This is a genomic window from Olivibacter sp. CPCC 100613, from assembly GCF_036959255.1.
Classification (GTDB): Bacteria; Bacteroidota; Bacteroidia; order Sphingobacteriales; family Sphingobacteriaceae; genus Olivibacter.
Genome location: NZ_JAWMTI010000002.1, coordinates 722725 through 736298, shown reverse-complemented (window position 1 = coordinate 736298; position 13574 = coordinate 722725). Strand labels below are relative to the sequence as shown.

The 13574-nt window shown below is 40.3% G+C and carries 14 protein-coding genes; 7 read left to right on the top strand and 7 right to left on the bottom strand.

Annotation, left to right across the window (positions count from 1 at the left end; genetic code table 11):
* Positions 1 to 74: 74 nt before the first annotated feature.
* The 4 genes from RYH73_RS09575 to RYH73_RS09560 all read right to left on the bottom strand — a co-directional run bounded on the left by RYH73_RS09575 (position 75) and on the right by RYH73_RS09560 (position 3461).
* Complete coding sequence (locus RYH73_RS09575) at positions 75 to 1340, bottom strand: aspartate kinase (RefSeq protein WP_335313197.1); 1266 nt, start codon at positions 1338 to 1340, stop codon at positions 75 to 77.
* Positions 1340 to 2176, bottom strand: coding sequence for an RsiV family protein (locus RYH73_RS09570; protein WP_335313196.1), 837 nt, complete (start codon positions 2174 to 2176; stop codon positions 1340 to 1342). The genes RYH73_RS09575 and RYH73_RS09570 overlap by 1 nt, the downstream gene beginning before the upstream one ends.
* 65 nt (positions 2177 to 2241) lie before the next feature.
* On the bottom strand, positions 2242 to 2682 hold the full coding sequence (locus RYH73_RS09565) for a GNAT family N-acetyltransferase (protein WP_335313195.1): 441 nt from the start codon (positions 2680 to 2682) through the stop codon (positions 2242 to 2244).
* Positions 2683 to 2795: 113 nt separating this feature from the next.
* Complete coding sequence (locus RYH73_RS09560; protein WP_335313194.1) at positions 2796 to 3461, bottom strand: YggS family pyridoxal phosphate-dependent enzyme; 666 nt, start codon at positions 3459 to 3461, stop codon at positions 2796 to 2798.
* 134 nt (positions 3462 to 3595) lie between these two features.
* Between RYH73_RS09560 and RYH73_RS09555 the strand changes: the two genes are divergently transcribed.
* The 5 genes from RYH73_RS09555 to RYH73_RS09535 all read left to right on the top strand — a co-directional run bounded on the left by RYH73_RS09555 (position 3596) and on the right by RYH73_RS09535 (position 8953).
* The gene (locus RYH73_RS09555; protein WP_335313193.1) at positions 3596 to 4240 is read left to right on the top strand and encodes a DUF4296 domain-containing protein; all 645 of its coding nucleotides are present in this window, start codon (positions 3596 to 3598) and stop codon (positions 4238 to 4240) included.
* 88 nt (positions 4241 to 4328) lie between these two features.
* On the top strand, positions 4329 to 6698 hold the full coding sequence (locus RYH73_RS09550; protein ID WP_335313192.1) for an endonuclease MutS2: 2370 nt from the start codon (positions 4329 to 4331) through the stop codon (positions 6696 to 6698).
* 419 nt (positions 6699 to 7117) lie between these two features.
* Positions 7118 to 7813 (top strand): CoA transferase subunit A, encoded by a 696-nt coding sequence (locus RYH73_RS09545; protein ID WP_335313191.1) that lies wholly within the window; start codon positions 7118 to 7120, stop codon positions 7811 to 7813.
* Between the two features lie 42 nt (positions 7814 to 7855).
* A complete protein-coding gene (locus RYH73_RS09540; RefSeq protein WP_335313190.1) occupies positions 7856 to 8230 on the top strand; it encodes a four helix bundle protein in 375 nt (124 codons plus the stop codon).
* A 66-nt stretch (positions 8231 to 8296) separates the two neighbouring features.
* Positions 8297 to 8953 (top strand): 3-oxoacid CoA-transferase subunit B, encoded by a 657-nt coding sequence (locus RYH73_RS09535; RefSeq protein ID WP_335313189.1) that lies wholly within the window; start codon positions 8297 to 8299, stop codon positions 8951 to 8953.
* Here the strand turns inward: RYH73_RS09535 and RYH73_RS09530 are convergent.
* From RYH73_RS09530 to RYH73_RS09520, 3 genes are all read right to left on the bottom strand, one after another.
* Positions 8950 to 9582 (bottom strand): uridine kinase family protein, encoded by a 633-nt coding sequence (locus RYH73_RS09530; RefSeq protein ID WP_335313188.1) that lies wholly within the window; start codon positions 9580 to 9582, stop codon positions 8950 to 8952. The genes RYH73_RS09535 and RYH73_RS09530 overlap by 4 nt on opposite strands.
* Positions 9583 to 9699: 117 nt before the next feature.
* Positions 9700 to 10656, bottom strand: a complete 957-nt coding sequence (locus tag RYH73_RS09525) for a LysM peptidoglycan-binding domain-containing protein (protein ID WP_335313187.1) — start codon at positions 10654 to 10656, stop codon at positions 9700 to 9702.
* Positions 10657 to 10667: 11 nt separating this feature from the next.
* Positions 10668 to 11411 (bottom strand): DUF4905 domain-containing protein, encoded by a 744-nt coding sequence (locus RYH73_RS09520; protein ID WP_335313186.1) that lies wholly within the window; start codon positions 11409 to 11411, stop codon positions 10668 to 10670.
* Between the two features lie 159 nt (positions 11412 to 11570).
* Here RYH73_RS09520 and RYH73_RS09515 point away from each other — a divergent pair, with 159 nt between their 5' ends.
* Together RYH73_RS09515 and RYH73_RS09510 are read left to right on the top strand one after the other, a co-directional pair.
* Complete coding sequence (locus RYH73_RS09515; protein ID WP_335313185.1) at positions 11571 to 12947, top strand: NfeD family protein; 1377 nt, start codon at positions 11571 to 11573, stop codon at positions 12945 to 12947.
* Between the two features lie 76 nt (positions 12948 to 13023).
* Complete coding sequence (locus RYH73_RS09510; protein ID WP_335313184.1) at positions 13024 to 13503, top strand: Dps family protein; 480 nt, start codon at positions 13024 to 13026, stop codon at positions 13501 to 13503.
* The last annotated feature ends 71 nt before the right edge of the window (positions 13504 to 13574 follow it).

The following is a 13574-nucleotide window of genomic DNA, read 5'->3' as shown; positions in this document are numbered from 1 at the left end:
GCCAAATTGGCTAACATCACATCGCTCATTAGCTAACCCACTACTCAACAACTTTCAACGCAACGAACTATTAACTATCCAATCGACCGGATTAACATTTGACAAGTGTAGTTATCCTGTAGCTGCATAATTACTTCTTTATTGACCAATACTCGTTCAATGGTCTGTTGGTTATAGTATCTGATGGTAACAAGCTCTAGATCACGCGTAAACTCCACATCATACTGTTTCTTTAATTCTTTGATCAACGAAACGATGTTTTGTTCATCGTAATCAACACTTACCGAAAAGCTTACGGCACTGTTGTGCATCATGTTGATTTTTAATCGATGTTTGGCAAAAACATCAAAGATATGACTGAAATTGTCTTCAACAATGAAAGAAAAATCTTTTGGCAATATAGAAATGAGTACCTGATTTACTTTAAAGATAAACGACGAGACGGGAAGGGGGTTGTTGGTGGCGCGTATGATGGTACCATTGCGCTGTATATCAATGAAAGAGCGTACCGCCAGCGCAATTCCTTTATTTTGTAAAGGTTTAATCGTTTTAGGGTGGATAACCGTTGCACCATAATAGGTCAGCTCTATCGCGTCTAAATAAGAAAGTTCTGCTATCAATTCGGTCGAATCGAACCATTTAGGATCGGCATTGAGCACACCGGGAACATCTTTCCAGATAGTTACTAAGCTCGCATCCAAGGAAGCCGCAAAAATTGCTGCCGTATAGTCAGAGCCCTCTCGACCTAGTGTTGTGGTGAAGTTTTCGGAAGTACTGCCAATAAAACCTTGCGTAACCAGGATGTTTTTCTCTAATAAGGTAGGAATCGAAGATTGCATGCTGCGTTCGGTCTTTTCCCAATCCACCTGTCCTTCTCGGAAAGTGTTGTCGGTATGGATATAGTTTCTCGCATCAATCCATAGACTAGGGGTACCAACCTTTTTCAAGTATGCTTCTATAATGCGGGAGGATACAAGCTCTCCGATAGAGACGATCTGATCATATAAATAATCATACGTATCCTGTGGTTCTTCTTCAATGATCCAGTCGATCTCTACAAAAAAATTAGCTACTTCGTCAAAAATGGGATTTTGTTTATCTTCAAATAGTTCGTGTAGGATTTCTTCGTGAAATATTTTTGCCTTTTCGAACAGCTTATGTAACACGGGCTCGTTGTTAAAATACGCATGTGTTACTTCTTCTAGTAAATTCGTAGTTTTTCCCATGGCTGAAACTACGATGATTAATTGTTGATCTTTATACTGTTCTACGATACGGGCAACATTTCGAACCCCGTCTGCATCTTTTACGGATGCACCTCCAAATTTAAATACCTGCATTAATTCGTTGTAATATCTTGTACTAGCTGAGTACGTATACGCTTTCCTTCCTCACTCATCAATGAATCAATTTGCTCGTAAGGGATCATCAGCTTGGTGACGCCTGCCGCATAAGGTTTGATCTCATATACGTTGTACAAAAATAATAAACCTTTTGGGGTTAAGGTAAAGTTATTGTTTAAATGAAAACGATTATCTTCAAAAAAATAGGACTCATCTAAACTTTGTGCTGAAGACAGGCCTTCTTGCTCTCTGAAGATACCTTCTGCAATCTTCGTCAAGGTTTCGAACCTGTCTGAATTGATAACTTTTTCCAGACCAATCGTGTCAACTTTGGAAGGGTCATAATTGTAGAAAAGCGTGGCGTAGTTTCCATGTGCTCCGCCCGTATAATCGCTGAGCTCTAAGGAGAGGGAAAGATAAGAGGCCTTGTTTTCTAGCACCTTGGCATGCATTTCAGCATACCAGGCGCGAGGATATTCATCCATTTTTACAAAATCTTCATAGTTCTCAATGAAGGCCTTTGCCTCTTGCTCAATGGAAGTATATTGTGTGTCCGGTTGTCTATTGGCTGTGAATTGCTTTTTAATGAGCGCATCGATCTCTTTCTGCTCAAAAACAGGGAAGTCTGCTTTGAAATAAGTCGTATCTTTTTTTCCATCATTTTCGACTACTTCTTTGCTGGATAAGGCATAATGCTGATAAACGTAGCGGAGTGTATCACTTTTTGTCACCGACCGCTGTTCGTTGGGTTGATTGCATGACGTTAATAGGAAGAATGCAAAAAAGAATGGCAGACTCGTATTTATCCCGAAGGATTTTCTTGTGTTAAACATATTCGCTTTGTTAAACCTAAAAAAGAGATAAGATCGCATTTTAAACAAGTTAACAAGGTAATAGGTTAATTGTTTATGGAAACATTGACCCACTCGGGATCAAAAGTGGCTTCATACTTTTTATAAAAGTTAATCGCGGGTTCATTCCATTCCAATACTTGCCATACCATGCCGCTATAGCCTTTATTTCGCATCTCTTCAATAACTTGATCGAACAAAAGTTTGCCGATGCCCTTGCCGCGCATTTCTTCCGTAACAATTAAGTCTTCTAAATAAATCCTTCGACCTTTCCAAGTCGAATAACGGATATAGTACAGGGCAATGCCTTGTATCGTGCCATCAATGTCAGCAACGAATGCTTCCCATACCGGATGAACACCAAAACCGGCATCTTCCATTTCTTCGAGGCAAACGGTTACTTCTTCCGGTGCTTTTTCATATAACGCTAATTCGTGTATCAACTCTAAAATTCTTGGACAATCTTCTTTTCGTGCTTTACGTATCATTGCTTTGTATAGTAAAAATAGTTAAGTAGTTAAGTGGGAAAGTAGTTGAATAGTTTAGTAGGAAAGTAGTTTAGTGGTTGCCTAACGACTCAACGACTCAACGTTTCAACAGCTCAGCGTGATCCAAATATAGTGCTCCCCAACCGAATCATGGTGCTCCCTTGTTCAATGGCAATCTTATAATCGGATGACATCCCCATCGATAATTCGTTAAAATGTGCCTTTTTTCGGAAGAAGCTCACTTTAATCCCATTGAAAAGTGTTTTTAGCTCATAAAATTCCTCTCGGATCATTTTTTCGTTATCCGTATTGGTGGCAAGTCCCATTAAACCGACAATGCGAATATTTTTAAGTGTACCGAAATCATCCGATCGTAGTAACTCAATTGCTTCGTCGTAAGCTAGGCCGAACTTTGTTTCTTCATCTGCAATATAGATTTGCAGAAGACAGTCGATCGTGCGGTTATGTTTTAAAGCTTGTTTGTTAATCTCTTGAAGCAGTTTTAGACTATCAACGGAATGAATCAACTTGATGAAAGGAGCGATGTATTTTACTTTATTTGTTTGTAAATGGCCGATCATATGCCATTCAATATCTTTTGGCAAAAGTTCATATTTATCACGCAATTCCTGCACCTGGTTTTCCCCGAAGATACGTTGCCCTGCATCATAGGCTTCTTGAATTGCTGCTACTGATTTCGTTTTTGAAACGGCAACTAAGGTTACACCTACTGAATCGGTTTCTTGTTTAATTTTCTGTAAATTGTCACTAATACTCATTTCTTTTAATTTTTTGCTGATTGCCCGCCTGTGGTAGGCAGAAAGCGACGAGTTCCTTTTGCTGTTTTCCCTATGCGGACGCTACCAATTGCATATGAAAAGCATTTTATCTAAGTTTGTGCGAATTTAAAGAAATGACTCGGTTATTAATAGCAATTCTTTCAGTGTTTTTGTTAGTGGCTTGTAATAAAGAGAAGTTGCCTGAAGGAGTAATTGCTCAAAAGAAGATGGTCCCACTTTTGTGCGACTTTCACTTGGCGGAAGGATATTTAACTTCCTTACCGATGGATTCATCGCGCTTATTGGCGAAAAATTATTACGCCTCCATCTTTAAGAAATACGATACTGATTCGGCGGGATTTAACAAGAGTTTGGTTTTCTACTCGAAGAAACCGGGGCTATTGAACCAAATTTATGCAGAGGTACAAAAGAAATTGCAGCAATATCAAACGGATGAACAAGCAAAGATAGATGCTAAAATGAGAAAGGTGTATGTGGCCGATTCGATCAAAAGCGCCTCGGTTAAGGATAGTTTGCATGCAATAAAAACAGATTCAGTGAATTTTGAGCTGACTGAAAAATTGCTTTACTGGAAAGATGCTGATTCGTCCAAGCTTAAGCTCAAACCTTGGTCTTTACCCTTGGAAAAGGCATTGGTTAAACGAATGCTATACGTTCCCGAGGGAAACAATGAGTTGAGCACCTTATTGATACCGATAGATTCAAGCGCGAAGTCCAAATCGACGGATTCGTTGAAAATGAAGGCGACGGTTAAGTAGTTAAGTGGTTGAGTAGTCGAGTAGTTATTCCTGATGAATGCTAATAGCGATTAATCGACAACCAATAGCTATCTAAAGTTAAAATAAAATGATATATCCTGAAAATGCCGTTGATAAGTTAGGTTTTACCGAAATCAAGGCACTTATAAAAACATATTGTTTGAGCGAAATGGGGCGTCAAATGGTGGATAAAATTCAGCCCATGCATCAGTTCGATCAAATCAATAAATTTATGCGTCAGACCTATGAATTTAAAGAAATTCTACAGAATGACGCGCCCTTACCAATAGAACATTTATATCCCATACGTGCACTTGCTGAAAAGGCGCGAGTTGAAGGTGTTTTTTTAACGGAGGAAGAATTTTTTCACGTATTACTTTCGCTGAAGACCGTATTTGCGGTTATTCGTTATTTTAATGATCGAAATGGACTTTATCCTAATTTGGAAGCACTTTTTGAGCATCTGCCCATAGAAAAAGGGATTGTCAACGCAATTGAACGTGTCATTGACGCCAAAGGGAAAGTCAAGCCGAATGCTTCTCCGCTATTTGCAGACATCATCGCCAATATTTCCAAGGCAGAACAGGAAGCACGCAAACGGATCGATCAGGTTTTTAAAAGTGCGCAGGGAAATGGTTGGACGGCAGATGGTAACCTCACCGTGCGAGACGGGCGTTTATGTATCCCGCTATTGGCGGAAAATAAACGCAAGATGAAGGGCTTTATCCACGACGAGTCCGCTACGGGACAAACGGTTTTCATCGAGCCGGAAGAAGTCTTTCATTTAAACAACAGGGTCCGCGATCTTGAGTTCGATAAGCGAAGAGAACTTATCCGTATATTAATTGAGCTAACGGATGCACTTCGTCCAAATATTCCGCTCTTAACGGCGTATCATGGATTGCTCAGTAAACTTGATTTTGTAAGAGCGAAAGCACTTTTCGCCCTTGAATTGGAAGCAGAGATGCCGCAACTGTCGAAGGAGGCTGCTGTCGAATTAATAAATGCTAGACATCCACTTCTCATGCTTAATTTCAAGAAAGAGAAGCAAACCGTGGTGCCACTAAATGTTAAGATTGAGAATGAACAACGTGTAATTGTTGTTTCGGGGCCCAATGCCGGTGGAAAATCGGTAGCAATGAAAACGATTGGCCTGTTGCAAATCATGGCGCAGGCCGGCCTATTGATCCCGGCCGACGAGTCGTCTACAGTGGGGATTTTCAAGCAATTTTTTGCCGATATCGGCGACGATCAGTCAATCGAAAGTGATCTAAGTACCTATAGCGCCCACCTTTCGAAAATGAAATATTTTACAGAACAGGCGAATGCGAAGACCTTGGTGCTGATTGACGAATTTGGTACAGGAACTGATCCGCAATTTGGTGGACCAATCGCAGAGGCCGTATTGGAGGTGTTAAATCGTAAAAAGATAAGAGGGGTGATTACAACACACTATTCTAATCTGAAAAGCTTCGCAAATGCGACAGCGGGTTTGGAAAACGCCTCGATGCTTTTTGATAACGCAGCTATGCGTCCTCTTTATATTTTAGAGATCGGAAAACCAGGCAGCTCTTATGCCTTCGAAATTGCGCAGAAAATCGGACTACCACCGGAAGTTCTGCAAGCCGCAAAGCAAAAAATCGGTGCGCAGCAAAAGCGGGTAGATACCTTGTTGGTTGATTTAGAGCGCGAAAAAAAGACGATTCTGGATACAAAACGTTTGGTGGAAAAAAGAGAATCGACACTTAATAAGCTGCAAGAGGATACAGAGGCGCTTCAGCGCTATCTCGATGAGAATAAAAAAACGATTCTTAAGCAAGCGAAATTGGAGGCACAGGAAATCATCAAAAATGCCAATAAGCTAGTGGAAAACACGATCGCTGAGATTAAGGAGAGTAAAGCAGACCGGGAAAAAACAAAAGTAGTAAGACAACATTTGCAGCAGGAGCTTGAGCGTCATCAAATTAAAGAACCTAAGGTCAAGCTTCCGCCTATAACCAGTCATCAGGAAATCAATGTTGGCGATTGGGTGAAAATCATTGAATCAGGAAATGTGGCTCAAGTATTGGAAGTGGCCAAAGACAATCTCATCTTGGCGATGGGTGATTTACGGTCTGTTGTGAAAAGAAAACGCGTAGAAAAAGTAGCAAATAAAGAAGTTCCAAAAGAAATTCGAAGGTCCCATAGTGCTTCTGTTACCGAAGAGCTGACAGGTTTTTATCCAGAATTAGATGTGCGGGGAATGCGTACAGAAGATGCGTTACAGTCCATTGAGAAACACTTGGACAAAGCCATTATGCTGGGTTTCCCGAACTTAAAAATCATTCACGGGAAAGGAGATGGAATTCTAAGAAAGATGATAAGAGATTATTTACGAAAGTATACAGAGGTCAATCGAATGGAAGATGAACATGCTGATCGAGGAGGAGACGGCATAACATATGTCTATTTAAATTAAGCTCAATTTTATTGCACTCATTTTATCGGTCGGGACATTTTTTACAACGTTTGCCTTTTTTATATTTTTTACAACATTTCTTGAAATCACAACAAAAGCTTGCATAAGGATTGATCCCTTTGTGATTTTCGGGATCTAATGGAGAGCTGGTCCTTATCAATTCCATCTCAAAAGCAGTCAATACCTTCATCTTCATCAAATTACGCCGTCAAAGGTAAACATTATTTAAATTAATTCTAAATATTTTTTGGAATAGTTAAGTCGTTAATTAGCCAATATGATGAGGAGTCAATGTGATGACGTAGTTAGTGCTAGCTTCGTATTTAGCGCTTGAGTCTATGGTTTATCTTGATTCTCTTTGTTTTATAGCACCAAAAATTGTAAATTAACGTCGGTAGCCAATTTCAAACTATATAGCCATGATTAATAAAGTAGTGAACAATGCTGATGAAGCTGTTAGAGACATTCAGGATGGAATGACGCTTATGCTTGGGGGATTTGGCCTATGCGGGATACCTGAGAATTGCATTGCCGCATTGGTGAAAAAAGAAGTGAAAGACTTAACATGTATTTCCAATAATGCCGGTGTAGATGATTTTGGTATTGGTTTAATGCTTCAGAAAAGGCAGGTCAAAAAGATGATCGCATCGTATGTGGGAGAGAATGCAGAATTTGAACGACAGCTTCTTTCAGCTGAACTTGAAGTGGAACTGATCCCCCAAGGAACTTTGGCCACTCGATGTTTGGCGGCAGGTTATGGAATGCCTGCCATATATACACCTGCAGGAGTGGGAACAGAGGTGGCAGCCGGAAAAGAGAAGCGAAATTTCAATGGCAAGGATTACTTATTGGAAATGGCTTTTGAGGCCGACTTTGCTTTGGTAAAGGCTTGGAGAGGAGACGCAGCAGGGAACCTTATATTTCGCTCAACCGCACGCAATTTCAATCCCATCATGGCCATGGCGGGAAAAATAACCATTGCCGAAGTAGAAGAATTGGTACCCCTCGGGACGTTGGATCCCGATCAAATCCATACACCCGGAATTTATGTGCATCGCATTTTCCAAGGTGAAAAATATGAAAAAAGAATAGAGAAGAGAACGGTAAGAAATTAGTCAATTTTTTAATTAGCCAATTAGCCAATAATAAAGTTGTAAATGCATAAAGATTTAGTAGACAAAAACATCATTCTTAGACTGACATTTGACTTTGCTTTAGACATTATCAGCTACTGTGAATGCTTAGAAGCGAGATATAGATACAATCTGGCACGCCAATTATTTAAAAGTGGAACTTCTATCGGAGCCAATGTTCGAGAAGCCCAGAATGCGGAAAGTAAGTCAGACTTTATACATAAGTTTAAGATTGCCGCAAAAGAAATGGATGAAACCGAATATTGGTTGCAATTGTGTTTGAAATCTTATGATCTAGAAAACACACAAATGTTGTTATCCAAATTGGAACAAATTTCGAAAATTATTACAAAAATAATTGCTACGTCTAAAAAAAGCAGGGTGAGTTTGACGGACTAGCAAGCGTATTGATATTAATGAATATTATCACATTGGCTAATTAGCTAATTATCACATTAAAAAGCTATGCTTGATAAACAAGGAATTGCCAAGCGCATTGCGCAGGAAGTAAAAGACGGATATTACGTCAATCTCGGTATCGGTATACCGACATTAGTAGCAAATTATATACCTGAAGGCATTCATGTCGTATTGCAATCGGAGAATGGTTTATTAGGAATGGGACCGTTTCCATTAGAAGACGAAGTGGATGCTGATTTAATTAACGCAGGTAAGCAAACAGTAACAACATTGCCCGGATCAGCTATTTTCGATTCGGCCATGAGTTTTGGTATGATTCGCGCACAGAAAGTAGATTTAACGATTTTGGGCGCAATGGAGGTTTCCGAAAACGGTGATATTGCAAATTGGAAAATACCCGGTAAAATGGTAAAAGGAATGGGCGGGGCGATGGATTTGGTGGCTTCAGCAAAAAACATCATTGTTGCTATGCAGCAGGTTAATAAGGCCGGTGAAAGCAAATTGCTTCCTTCATGCACACTCCCCTTAACAGGTGTAAAATGTGTCCGTAAGATTGTAACGGAACTTGCCGTTTTTGAGATCGATTCAACAGGTGGCTTTCGTTTATTGGAAAGAGCACCTGGTCTTAGCGTTGAAGAAATAAGAAATGCCACTGCCGGCAAGTTTATAGCGAATGGAATGATTCCGGAAATGAGACTTTAGAAAAGCTTCTTTCTCAAGCGTGCTGAAATTTCGTCCGTCAACTGCATCATCATCGCCGCATCGTCTTCATTGTTTTCGATGACCTGATCGCATTGTGCCTTATAAGGTAAGAGATATTCGGCAAAACTCGGCAGTACATGGTTATACCATTTATACTTGACATCCTCCTCAAAATACCCGCGTTCAATAAGATCTCTTCGAAGCCGTCGTTCCAATGCAATATGCTCTTCCGCATGAAGAAAGATACGTTCGTCTAAAAGTTCATTGATTTCTTCAAAATGAAAAATAAAAAGCCCCTCCACGATTAATAGGGGGGCAGGTTTTATTTCGAGCATCTTTGGCTTAAGGGCCGGATTATTAAAAGTATACTCTTCTTTGAAGACGGTCCTTCCTTCAATCAATGCACTAATGTCCTGATAAAACAGCGTACGGTTAATAGCCGCGGGGACATCAAAATTGTACAGCTTGTTTTCTTCCTGTGTTTTTGTATTAGCAGGAAAGTAATAGTCGTCCTGAGAAATTAATGTGACCTCGTGATCTTTGAAATGGTTAAGAAAACACTTTAAAAAGAACGTTTTTCCAGAGCCACTACTACCGGCGATGCCAATAACATAAGGTTTTTTAAACATTTTTTATATCCGCTATTAGACGTTAGCTATTTGTACACTTTAAGCTCAATAGTCCCATTAGCAAATCGGCTAATTAACTACTTAATCACTCAACTACTTAGCCACTTAACTACGCAATTAATAAGAAATATTAACCTGGAACCTTCTATCGATTACACCAATGAGCGAGGCTACTGACTTAGAGATAACGATGATAGCATCCTTATTTTCTGAGGTTTCATTGAATTTACCAACCACTTTTGCATAGGTTGTTCGGTTAGTCATCGGGTTCGTAATTTTAATCACGGTACCAACCGGAGCAGCATTGTGTAAAGCAAGCATTTTACCACTCTCTCCATTTAGGTCGTCCATCCAGATTCCGATACCACTCGCCGTCACCTGTTTGATGCCATAGCGATTGGCAGGTGTACTGTCCTCCTTAGGGGTTTCTTCGGGTTTTTCATCGATTGTCACCTCATTATTGGCAGACCGTTGTCCCGTTTCGCCTGATGCGTTATTTAGTTCTTCGTTGCTAATCACTTTTCTCGCAACGTCGGGGTCTGCTGCTGCCGCCTCTACAGAGGTATTCGGGATTTTAATTAATTGTCCTTCCTTCAACGCGTTGTCGGCTAAATTGTTTGCCTGTTTTATAGCATCAACGGTTACACCAAAACGCTTCGAGATTGCAAAGAGCGTTTCTTTCGCACCTACTTTATACTCAATATATTCAGTCGCTTGCGAAGTAACCGTTGTTCCACCGTTAACCGGAGGTTTTGTGCTGGGTGTTGGATTACTTGCAACAGGGGTAGTAGTAGAGCCTGCAAATGGCATGTTGGTAGGTATTTTGACAACATCACCTGCTTTTAGTGACTTATTTGCGTTAAAATCGATGATATCTTTTGGTTTCAGGTTGTACTGGCGACCCAGTGAGTAATAAGACTCTCGTGATTGCAGCTTATGTAGAATTACTTTTTTACCATTTTGGTTTTCAACGCCTATCGAATCCCTTGTTATCGGATTCGCAAAAACAACACTACTTGTTAAGACACAGACAACAGTTACGCCTAAGCCTTTTAATATTTTCTTATTCTTCATATACATTACAATTATACAAAATACGAAACAATTTCTCGTTTATTATTCCTTACAAAAAACAATTGTTGGTCGACCATAAAAAAAACCTCCGGGAGTAGGTAATCTAAATGATCGATGATGCATTCCCGATGCTGTATCACACCTGCTTGTACGATCGTTAATATAACCCGAAGCTTATCCCCATTCTTTTCATGATAAGCCCAAAACTCTTTTTCCTTGTTTTCCAGAAAAAAATAGGGACCAACCTGGGTGCTTGTAAAGGGAAATAAGGAAGAGGGGGGAGCAGGTGCGGCCGAGCGTATATTTCGGAACAAAGGGGCCAACTCGTTCAGTAATTGGCGATCTTTTAGCATACTGCCGGAAGAGGGGTCCACTAAGCTCACCGTCTGTACATTGTCAAATCGTTGTTTAACCGCTATCCCTTCTTGTACAAGCTCAATAAATTGTACATTAAAGAGCTCCCAGGAAACTTTCTCGCTGTCAATATCAATGGCTACCAGACCCTGCGTCTGTCCTATATTTGGCTGGGGATAATGTTGTAATAACAACTGATGATGATGCACGCCGGCTAAAGTCCACCAGCGATCACCATATTGTATACGATCCGCTAACAGACGGCCACTGGGATAATGGATTACCGAAAAGTAAGGAAGCCCATCCTGATCTCTCCATTCGATTGCGAGCAAGGCTGCGGTCTCATTTAGCTCCATTTTCCAAATCGCACCATCGTATTTGTGAGCGAATACTTCTGTCATTTATTTTAATTATTTGTTGCTATGCACGTTTTTCGCTCCATCTTTCGGCTTTCCTCCTTCAGCTTTCTATTTTCCACTACAACCATTTGACAAAAATAGTATCTTTATGGAAAATCCCTTTAAATCGATTCAGGGAAAATACTAAAAGAAATGAATTAGATGAAACATATGCGTATGTTAAACTGGCTTTCTATAGGACTATTGCTAGCCTTATTCCTACCTGGTTTTGCTATAGGCAAAATCGCACAGGGTACGACCAAGGTTTATCAATACCACTTAAATGAGGAGATAGGCCCGGCTGCTTGGCGCCAAACTGAAAAGGCTTTTAGTGAAGCTAAAGCGCATGGCGCCGCTTATATACTTATTGAAATCAATACCTATGGAGGAATGCTTAATTATGCCGATTCGATACGGACTAAAATCATCGAATCCGACATGAAGACAATAGCTTTCATTAATCATAATGCAGCCTCAGCAGGTGCATTGGTTGCCCTTGCTTGTGATAAGATATATATGGTTAATGGCGCAAGTATTGGGGCTGCCAGTGTGGTAAACCCACAGGGCGAAGTGATGCCGGAGAAATACCAATCCTATATGCGAAGCTTAATGCGCGCAACGGCTGAAGCAAAAGGAAGAGACCCCCGGGTAGCTGAAGCTTTTGTGGACCCGGATGTGGTGCTGCCTGAATTAAAAGAGGCGGGTAAGGTGCTGACGTTGACTACGCAAGAGGCATTGAAAATAGGTATGATTAATGGAGAGGTAACTAATTCTGCCGAGATACTTGCCAAAGAGAATTTACAGGGGGCATCCATTACGCGTTATCAACGTACTTGGGTAGATAGCTTTATTAACTTTCTTATCAATCCTGCGGTGAGTAGTGTGCTGATTCTACTGATCGTTGGCGGTATTTACTTCGAGATGCAGACACCGGGGATCGGTTTTGCATTGGTGGTTGCTATTATTGCAGCACTTTTATTTTTCGCACCCTTATACATGCAAGGGCTAGCGGATAATTGGGAGATTGCTTTGTTTGTAATTGGCGTTGTTTTATTATTACTCGAAGTTTTTGTAATCCCGGGTTTTGGTGTTGCGGGGATCTTGGGGATAATCGCGCTGGTGTGCGGGTTGGCCTTCAGTATGGTGCCCAACCAGAATTTTAATTTTCAACCTGTTGAACCGAATCAAGTAATGACCTCATTTGTTATTGTTATCGCAGCTACAATTGCCTCCATTATTCTTTGTGTTATTTTCGGTAAAAGTATCCTGCGTTCGGGTGCTTTTCAACGATTGGTTTTGGCTGATGAGCAACAGTCGGACAAAGGCTACGTCTCTTCGGTAAAAAACCTGGATTTAATTCATAAAGAAGGAATCGCCAAGACGGCCTTACGCCCTTCGGGAAAAATAGAAATTGAAGGGAAATGGTACGATGCGGTAGCATTGGATGGATTTATTGAGAAAGATACCGCCATTTATGTCGAAAAACATGAAAACTATAATCTATTTGTAAGAAAGAAAAAAGACGACCATGTATACTAACCTAAATTTAGCTTATAAAACAATTCACTGACCCGGGCGTTATCTATCTACAGTGATACGGAATAAATTATACTTTATGAATCCAAAAGCAATTAGTTTAGAAGAAAAGAAATTAAGACCGGTGGTAGATCACCTAAATGACTTATTGGCAAACTATCATGTTCATTATCAAAAGCTGCGAGGTTGTCATTGGAATGTGAGAGGTTCGCACTTTTTTACCCTGCATGCAAAGTTTGAAGAGTTATACAATAATGCCATAACAACGATTGATGAACTCGCCGAACGTATTTTAACCTTAGGCAAGTCACCACTAAGCCGGTATCAAGACTATCTTGAAACAGCGGAAATTAAGGAAATTGATACCATCGGGATGTCGGATGTCGATTTGGTTAAAGCGGTGGTTGACGATCTGGAAGTATTGATCGCTTTACAGCGGGATTTACTTGAGATTACCGATGAGGCGAATGATGAAGGTTCGAATGATATGGTCAATGCTTTTATGCAATTTAACGAAAAACAAAATTGGATGCTAAGAGCCTTCCTTAATAAGCGATAACAATTTTGAACCGCTGGAGCTTGTCTAAAAATGCTAACCTATTTCTTCTTTATTGAAGCGGAAACAAAGGC

Excerpts from the sequence above, each read along its gene's own strand:
- RYH73_RS09550 (WP_335313192.1), top strand. The coding sequence starts at position 4,329 with ATGATATATCCTGAAAATGCCGTTGATAAGTTAGGTTTTACCGAAATC.
- RYH73_RS09570 (WP_335313196.1), bottom strand. The coding sequence starts at position 2,176 with ATGTTTAACACAAGAAAATCCTTCGGGATAAATACGAGTCTGCCATTC.
- RYH73_RS09520 (WP_335313186.1), bottom strand. The coding sequence starts at position 11,411 with ATGACAGAAGTATTCGCTCACAAATACGATGGTGCGATTTGGAAAATG.
- RYH73_RS09565 (WP_335313195.1), bottom strand. The coding sequence starts at position 2,682 with ATGATACGTAAAGCACGAAAAGAAGATTGTCCAAGAATTTTAGAGTTG.
- RYH73_RS09540 (WP_335313190.1), top strand. The coding sequence starts at position 7,856 with ATGCATAAAGATTTAGTAGACAAAAACATCATTCTTAGACTGACATTT.
- RYH73_RS09525 (WP_335313187.1), bottom strand. The coding sequence starts at position 10,656 with ATGAAGAATAAGAAAATATTAAAAGGCTTAGGCGTAACTGTTGTCTGT.
- RYH73_RS09515 (WP_335313185.1), top strand. The coding sequence starts at position 11,571 with ATGAAACATATGCGTATGTTAAACTGGCTTTCTATAGGACTATTGCTA.
- RYH73_RS09560 (WP_335313194.1), bottom strand. The coding sequence starts at position 3,461 with ATGAGTATTAGTGACAATTTACAGAAAATTAAACAAGAAACCGATTCA.
- RYH73_RS09510 (WP_335313184.1), top strand. The coding sequence starts at position 13,024 with ATGAATCCAAAAGCAATTAGTTTAGAAGAAAAGAAATTAAGACCGGTG.
- RYH73_RS09535 (WP_335313189.1), top strand. The coding sequence starts at position 8,297 with ATGCTTGATAAACAAGGAATTGCCAAGCGCATTGCGCAGGAAGTAAAA.
- RYH73_RS09545 (WP_335313191.1), top strand. The coding sequence starts at position 7,118 with ATGATTAATAAAGTAGTGAACAATGCTGATGAAGCTGTTAGAGACATT.
- RYH73_RS09575 (WP_335313197.1), bottom strand. The coding sequence starts at position 1,340 with ATGCAGGTATTTAAATTTGGAGGTGCATCCGTAAAAGATGCAGACGGG.
- RYH73_RS09530 (WP_335313188.1), bottom strand. The coding sequence starts at position 9,582 with ATGTTTAAAAAACCTTATGTTATTGGCATCGCCGGTAGTAGTGGCTCT.
- RYH73_RS09555 (WP_335313193.1), top strand. The coding sequence starts at position 3,596 with ATGACTCGGTTATTAATAGCAATTCTTTCAGTGTTTTTGTTAGTGGCT.